Consider the following 7429-nt stretch of genomic DNA (forward strand, 5'->3'; position numbering starts at 1 on the left):
CTTGCGCCACTCTTGGCGCGTCGGCGCGGGCTTGTCAGCCCGGAATGGGGAGATCGCGGTCGCCATGAGAAGGTTCGCCTGGATTGCGGCGGCCTGGGCTGCGGCCGCTGGGGTGCTGGCGGCCGGGCCGGCGGCGGGGCAGCCGGCGCGCGAGCACCGGGAGATGATCGCCGAGCTGGGCGGCGTCTACCTGGGCCCGCAGGCCGATTACGTGCAGCGGATCGGCGAGCGGATGGCGGAGGCGGCCGGCATGCGCCAGCGCTGCGTCTTCACCGTGGTGGATTCCGAGGTGGTGAACGCGTTCACGGCGCCGCCGGGCTGCTACGTCTACATCACCCGGGGACTTCTCGGCCTGGTGAACTCCGAGGCCGAGCTGGCGGCGGTGCTGGGGCATGAGCTGGGGCATGTGGCCTCCAACCATGCGATCCGCCAACAGAACACTGAGGCGATGGGCAGCCTCGCGGCCGCCCTCATCGGAGCGGCCACCAAGTCGAATCTGGCGGGCAAGGTCGCCGGCCGGGTCGCCAAGCTGGGCGCGCTCGGCTACTCGCGCAGCCAGGAGTACGAGGCCGACAGCCTGGCGCTGGGCTATCTGCCGGCCGCGGGCTATACGCCCGAGGGGCTGACACGCGTGCTGGACGACCTGCAGCGGGAAGGGGCGTTCACCGCCCAGGAGACCGGCCAGTCCGAGAGCAGCGTCGCGCCGTGGATGAGCACCCATCCGCTGACGTCCGATCGCATCCGGCGCGCCACGGCGCTGGCCGCCAAGACGCCGACGCAAGAGGGGTTGGTCCTCGACGAGGCGAGCCTCCTGAAGGCGCTGGACGGGCTGCCCTACGGCGCGGGTGGCGGCGCGCAGGGCTACGTGGACGGCGCGAGCTACGTCCACCCCCAGCTCGGCATCCGCTTCGATGCGCCGCGCGGCTTCCGGCTGGCGAACGAGTCCGACGCCGTCCGCATCACCGGTCCGAACGGCGAGCTGGCCGAGTTCGCCGGCGGGCGGGCGACGTCGAAGCAACTGGAATCCTACGCCCTGCAGGTGCTGGGCGCGGTGGTGCGGAATGGCCGCCATACGGTGGGCCAGCCGGAGCGCACGCGGATCAACGGCCTGGACGCCGTCGTCCTGCCGGCGCGGGCCACGTCGGGCGGGCGGCCGGTGGACCTGACGGTGGTGGCCTATGTCCTGACCGGAGACGAGGCCTACAGCTTCGTGGCGATGACGCCGGCCGGGGAGGCGGGGCTGTTCGATCCGATGTTCGATTCCTTCCGCCGCCTGTCGGAGCGCGAAGCGCAGGGCGGGGGAGGGCGAAAGATCGCCGTCGTCGAGGTGCGGCCGGGCGATACGGCCGAGGCGATGTCGCAGCGCATGGCCCCGGGCGGCGACCGCCTGGGCCGTTTCCTGATGCTGAACGCGCTGGACCGGGCCGAGGCGCTGCGGCCCGGATCGCGCGTGAAGCTGGTCCTGGAAGCGGGCCGGTGACCTCGCCGCGGCGCCTTCGCCCTTGACCCACCCGGCGTGACCTCCCGATAAGACCCCTTCACAACGCGAGCATCGGGCGGCGAAAGGGGGCTGGCCGGTGACGGATCGAAGGGGAACGCGATGAGCGAAGACGTCGGCCAGGAAGCCATCCAGCGCGAAGCGATGGAGTACGACGTCGTCATCGTCGGCGCCGGGCCCTCCGGCCTCGCGGCGGCGATCCGGCTGAAGCAGCTCGACGAGAACCTTACGGTCGCGGTCCTCGAGAAGGGCGCCGAAGTGGGCGCGCACATCCTCTCGGGCGCGGTGATCGACCCGAAGGGCCTCGGCGAACTGATCCCCGACTGGAAGGACAAGGGCGCGCCGCTGGAGACCGCGGTGACCAAGGACATCTTCCTGATGCTCGGCCCGCAGGGCAGCGTCGAGCTGCCGATGTGGGCCATGCCGCCCTTCATGGACAACCACGGCAACTACATCGCCAGCCTGGGCAACGTCTGCCGCTGGCTGGCCGGCCAGGCCGAGGCGCTGGGCGTCGAGATCTATCCGGGCATGGCCGCTTCCCAGCCCGTCTTCGAGGGCGACAAGCTGGTGGGTGTCGTGGCCGGCGAGTTCGGCTTCGGCAAGGACGGCAAGCCCGGCCCGAACTACGAGCCCGGCATGGAGCTGCGCGGAAAGTACGTCTTCATCGGCGAGGGCGTGCGCGGCTCGCTGGCGAAGGTGCTGCGGAAAAAGTACGACCTGGGCAAGGACGCCGACTGCGAGAAGTACGGGATCGGCATCAAGGAACTCTGGCAGGTGCCGGATGCGGTGTTCCGCCCGGGCCTCGTGCAGCACACCACGGGCTGGCCGCTGGACGACAAGACCGGCGGCGGCAGCTTCCTCTACCACTTCGGCGACAACTACGTGGCGGTCGGCTTCGTCACGCACCTGAACTACAAGAACCCCTGGCTGTCGCCGTTCGACGAATTCCAGCGCTTCAAGCACCACCCGGAGGTGGCCAAGCACCTGGAAGGCGGCAAGCGCATCGCCTACGGGGCCCGCGCCATCAGCGAGGGCGGCATCCAGTCGATCCCGAAACTCTATTTCCCCGGCGGCGTGTTGCTGGGCGACTCGGCCGGCTTCGTGAACGTGCCGCGGATCAAGGGCAGCCATGCGGCGATCAAGAGCGGCATGATGGCGGCCGAAGCCGCCTACCACGCGATCCAGGCCGGTCGCTCCGGCGACGAGCTGGACGAGTACAAGGCGCTCTTCGACCGCTCCTGGCTGAAGAAGGAACTGCACCTCGTCCGCAACGCCAAGCCGATGCTGTCGAAGTTCGGCACGATGGTCGGCGGCTTCACGTCGATGTTCGACATGTGGACCAACCACCTGCTGGGCGGCTTCTCGTTCTTCGGGACCATGTCGCACGGCAAGACCGACGCGGCCTCGACGGGCGCCGCGAAGGACTACAAGCCGATCGTCTATCCGAAGCCGGACGGCGTGCTGAGCTTCGACAAGCTCTCCAGCGTGTTCCTGTCCAGCACGAACCACGACGAGGCCCAGCCGGCGCACCTGCGCCTGCGCGACCCGTCGATCCCGATCTCGGTGAACCTGCCGAAGTATGGCGAGCCGGCGCGGCTGTACTGCCCGGCGGGGGTGTACGAGGTGCTCTACGACGAGGCCGGGAACAACCCGAAGTTCCAGATCAACTTCCAGAACTGCGTCCACTGCAAGACCTGCGACATCAAGGATCCGTCGCAGAACATCGATTGGACGACGCCGCAGGGCGGGGACGGGCCGAACTATCCGAACATGTAGTCGCCGCATTTCGCCTGTGACGACAGCGCCCTTGCGGCGAAGGCCGCGCGCGCCCAGACTCCAGGCCATGCGTCGTACCCTGCTGCTCGCCTTCGCCGCCCCGCTCGTCCTGCTTGGCGGCTGCGCCATGACCCCGAGGGCCGAGGAGGCGCCGCTGGGCGCGCCCGTGGCCGCCGACAGCGCCTACGGGATGTTCCTGGCGGGCAGCGCGGCCCTGCAGGAGGGGCGGAACGGCGACGCTGCGCGGTTCCTGGAGCTGGCGCGCAGCCAGAGCGGCGACGACCCGGCGGTGTCCGAACGCGCCTTCACCGCCGCCCTGATGGCGGGCGAGATCCAGAAGGCGGCGCAGCTCGCGCCCGACGGAGCGACGGCCTCCGAGCCGGGCAAGCGTCTCGGCCGGCTGGTCAAGGTCGTGGCCGCCATCGGCGAGGGCAAGGGCAAGATCGCCAAGGCCGAGCTCGCGAGCGACGGCATCGGCTTCCCGCATCGGGCGGCCGCGGCCTTGCTGGGGCCGTGGGTCGCCGCGTCGGTTGGCGACGCCGAGGGCTCGGTGGTGCGCCCCCAACTGCGCGGAGACGCCGGCGTTGACTATTTCGGCCAGATCGGCCAGGCCCACCTCTTCGAACGCGCCCGCCGCTACGACGAGGCGGAGACCGACTTCAAGGCGGTGACGGCCGGCGAGAACCCCAGTGAGATAGCGGTCCTGGCCTATGGCGGTTTCCTGGAACGGCGCGGCCGGCGTTCCGAGGCGCTGGACCTGTACGATGCGGCCCTGAAGCGGAACCCCTCGAACCTCGGCCTGAAGGCTGCGCGTGCGCGCGCCGAGGGCAAGAAGGCGCCGCCGCCCATGCCGACGATCAAGGAGGGCGCGGCGTTCGCCCTTCTGGCGCCGGCGGCCACCATGATCAGCGCCAAGCAGGAGTCCGTCGGCCTCGCTTACCTGCGCATGGCCCTGTCGCTGGACCCGCAGCGCAACGACGCCTGGCTGATGCTGGGCGACCTGCTGCAGCAGAACGGCGACGTGGAGAACGCGCGACTTGCCTATTCCAAGCCGAAGGCGACCTCGGCCGAGTTCCCGGCGGCGCAGGCGAAGCTGGCCTGGAGCTACCAGAGCGCCGGCGACAAGGAGGGCGCGCTGAAGCTGGCGCGCACCGGCGCGGCAACCGGCGATCCCGAGGCGCGAACCACGCTGTCGGACCTGCTGCGCGCGAACGAGCAGTATCCCGAGGCGATCGACTTGCTGAACGGCCTGATCGCCGACGCGAAGACGCCGGACTGGCAGCTCTACTACGCCCGAGGCCAGGCCTATGAGCGCTCGGGCGACTGGAAGAAGGCCGAGGCCGACCTGTCCCAGGCGCTGAAGCTGCGGCCCGACGAGCCGGAACTGCTGAACTACCTCGGCTATGCCTGGATCGACCGCGGCGAGCGGCTGGACGAGGCCATGGGCATGGTCGAGAAGGCGGTCGCCTCGAACCCACGCTCGGGCGCCATCGTCGACAGCCTGGGCTGGGCCCACTACCGGCTCGGCGACTACAAGAAGGCCGTCGAGGTGCTGGAACAGGCGGTCGAACTCGAAGCCGGCGATCCCGAGATCAACAACCACCTGGGCGACGCTTACTGGATGGTGGGGCGCAAGGACGAGGCGGGCTTCCAGTGGCGGCGCGTGCTGACCCTGAAGCCCGACGACAAGATCAAGGCCGACGCCGAGAAGAAGCTCGCGAACGGCCTGGGTCCGCAGCCGAAGCTCGCCGGGCAATAAGGCCGTGCCGGAGAGGCTGGCGCCGGCGAAGGTCAACCTGTTCCTGCACGTCGGCGAGCCGGCGGCCGACGGCTATCACCCCCTCTGCAGCCTGATGGTCTTCGCCGACGTGGGCGACCGGGTGTCGATCGAGCTGGGGGAGGGGAGCCTGACGGTAAGCGGGCCGTTCGCCCGTGGCCTGGGCCGTGAGACCGACAACCTGATCTTCCGCGCCGTCCGCGCCTTCGTGGCCGAGCTGGGCCGGCCGATGGCTGAGCTGAAGATGGCCCTGGACAAGCAACTTCCGGTGGCCAGCGGCCTGGGCGGCGGATCGAGCGACGCGGGGGCGGCCCTGCGGCTCATCCGCGACGTCTTCGCCCCGCAGTTCGACGACGCCCGTCTGGAGAAGGTGGCCGCCAGCCTCGGGGCGGACGGGGCGGCCTGCCTCTGGGGCCGTCCGGTGATCGCCGAGGGGATCGGCGAGCGGCTGTCCCCGGCGCCTGGCCTGCCCGCACTTCCGGCGGTGCTGGTGAACCCGGGGGTCCCGGTCTCGACGCCGGCGGTCTATCGCGCCCTGGACGCCTCCCGCGCCTTTGGCGACATCGTGCGGCCGCCGACGCCGGACGCGTTCGAAGGCCCCGAGGAGGTCGCCGCCTGGCTGGCGCGCCTGGGCAACGACCTGGAGACGCCGGCGATCGCGGTGGCGCCGCAGGTGGGCACGGTGCTCGCGACGCTGCGGGAGGAGCCCGAAACGCTGTTGGCCCGGGTGTCGGGATCCGGCGGCACCTGCTTCGCCCTCTGCGCCGACGATATCGCCGCCGAGACTCTTGCGGAGCGCATCGAGGCGATGGCCCCGAACTGGTGGGTGCGGCGCTGCAGCCTGGGCGGGCCCTGGGACTGACCCCGAACGAAAACGGGGGCCCCGAAGGACCCCCGTCTCTACCCCACTGACGCCGGCCCGGTGTGAAGGCCGGCGTCCTCTCCCCCAAGAGTTTACGAGTGGTAGGCGCGTTCGCCGTGCTCGACGATGTCCAGGCCTTCTTCCTCGGCTTCCGGCGAAGCCCGCAGGCCGACCGTGTACTTGATGATGAAGAAGACGATCGAGCTGGCGACCGCCGACCACACGATCGACACCGCCACGGCCTTCAACTGCGTGAAGAACTGGCCGCCGATCGTGTAGCTGGCGAGCGCGTCGCAGGTCGAGATGTCGCCGTCCGCCGCGCAGGTCGTGTAGTCGACGATGCCCGCGCCGCCCAGGCTGGCCGACACCAGGATGCCGGTGGCCAGGGCCCCGACGATGCCGCCGACCGCGTGGATGCCGAAAGCGTCCAGGCTGTCGTCGTACTTCAGGGCGTTCTTCACGACCGAGCAGAAGAAGATGCAGATCGGCGAGACGACCAGGCCGAGCACCATCGCGCCGATCGGGCCGGCGAAGCCGGCGGCCGGCGTGACGGCCACGAGGCCGGCGACCAGACCCGAGGCCATGCCCAGGAGCGAGGCCTTCTTGCGGGTCACCCATTCCGTCATTGCCCACGAGAAGCCCGCCGCGGCGGTCGCGATGAAGGTGTTGATCATGGCGAGCGCGGCGTAGCCGTTGGCTTCCAGGTTGGAGCCGGCGTTGAAGCCGAACCAGCCGAACCACAGCAGGCCGGCGCCGACCAGGGTCAGCGTGAGCGAGTGCGGCTGCATCGGTTCCTGACGGAAGCCCTTGCGGGGGCCGAGGATCAGGCAGCCCATCAGCGCGGCGATACCGGCGTTGATGTGGACCACGGTGCCGCCGGCGAAGTCGAGCGCGCCCCAGCTCCACAGCAGGCCGGCGGCGGGCGTGTCCTTCGGATGCGTCGCGATGCCGTCCGGACCGGGCCACCACCAGACCATGTGGGCCAGCGGATAATACGAAAGCAGCGGCCACAGCACGGCGAAGATCACGCAGGCCGCGAACTTCATCCGCTCCGCGACGCCGCCCAGCACGAGGCAGGCGGTGATGCAGGCGAAGGTCATCTGGAAGCAGATGAAGACCAGCTCGGGGATGTAGATCCCGGTCGAGAAGGTCGCCGCGTTGGACGCCGGCGTGACGCCCTTCATGAACAGCCGGTCGAAGCCGCCCACGAAGAGGTCGTGGCCGCCGCCCGAGGTGAAGGCGAGGCTGTAGCCCCAGAGGAGCCAAGCCATCATGCCGATGACGCAGACCGTCGAGGTCTGCATCAGCATCGACAGCATGTTCTTCTGGCGGACCAGGCCGCCGTAAAAGAGCGCCAGGCCCGGGATGATCATCAGCAGCACCAGGATGGCGGAGACCATCATCCAGGTGGTGTCGCCCTTGTCGACCGTCTGCGGCGGAGCCTTGATCTCCTCGGCGGGGGCCGGCGTCGCGGCGGCGGGGGCAGCGGCCTCCGCAGCCGGAGCCGGGGCGGCGG

General features: G+C 70.2%; 5 protein-coding genes. 4 read left to right on the forward strand and 1 reads right to left on the reverse strand.

Translation table 11 applies throughout. The features are described 5' to 3' along the window. The first annotated feature begins 64 nt into the window (after positions 1 to 64). The 4 genes from Q0L11_RS09510 (at position 65) to Q0L11_RS09525 (ending at position 5913) form a co-directional block, all read left to right on the forward strand. Positions 65 to 1480 carry a M48 family metalloprotease gene (locus tag Q0L11_RS09510; protein WP_296596901.1) on the forward strand — a complete coding sequence of 472 codons (1416 nt, stop codon included), beginning with the start codon at positions 65 to 67 and terminating at the stop codon, positions 1478 to 1480. Between the two features lie 120 nt (positions 1481 to 1600). Continuing rightward, positions 1601 to 3274 (forward strand): electron transfer flavoprotein-ubiquinone oxidoreductase, encoded by a 1674-nt coding sequence (locus tag Q0L11_RS09515; protein WP_296596902.1) that lies wholly within the window; start codon positions 1601 to 1603, stop codon positions 3272 to 3274. Positions 3275 to 3341: 67 nt separating this feature from the next. Next, a complete protein-coding gene (locus Q0L11_RS09520; RefSeq protein WP_296596903.1) occupies positions 3342 to 5033 on the forward strand; it encodes a tetratricopeptide repeat protein in 1692 nt (563 codons plus the stop codon). 4 nt (positions 5034 to 5037) lie between these two features. After that, on the forward strand, positions 5038 to 5913 hold the full coding sequence (locus Q0L11_RS09525; protein WP_296596905.1) for a 4-(cytidine 5'-diphospho)-2-C-methyl-D-erythritol kinase: 876 nt from the start codon (positions 5038 to 5040) through the stop codon (positions 5911 to 5913). 92 nt (positions 5914 to 6005) lie between these two features. Here Q0L11_RS09525 and Q0L11_RS09530 read toward each other — a convergent pair. Then, on the reverse strand, positions 6006 to 7429 hold a 1424-nt coding region (locus Q0L11_RS09530), incomplete at its 5' end, for an ammonium transporter (protein WP_296596906.1).

The organism is Phenylobacterium sp. (genome assembly GCF_024508875.1).
Classification (GTDB): Bacteria; Pseudomonadota; Alphaproteobacteria; order Caulobacterales; family Caulobacteraceae; genus Phenylobacterium.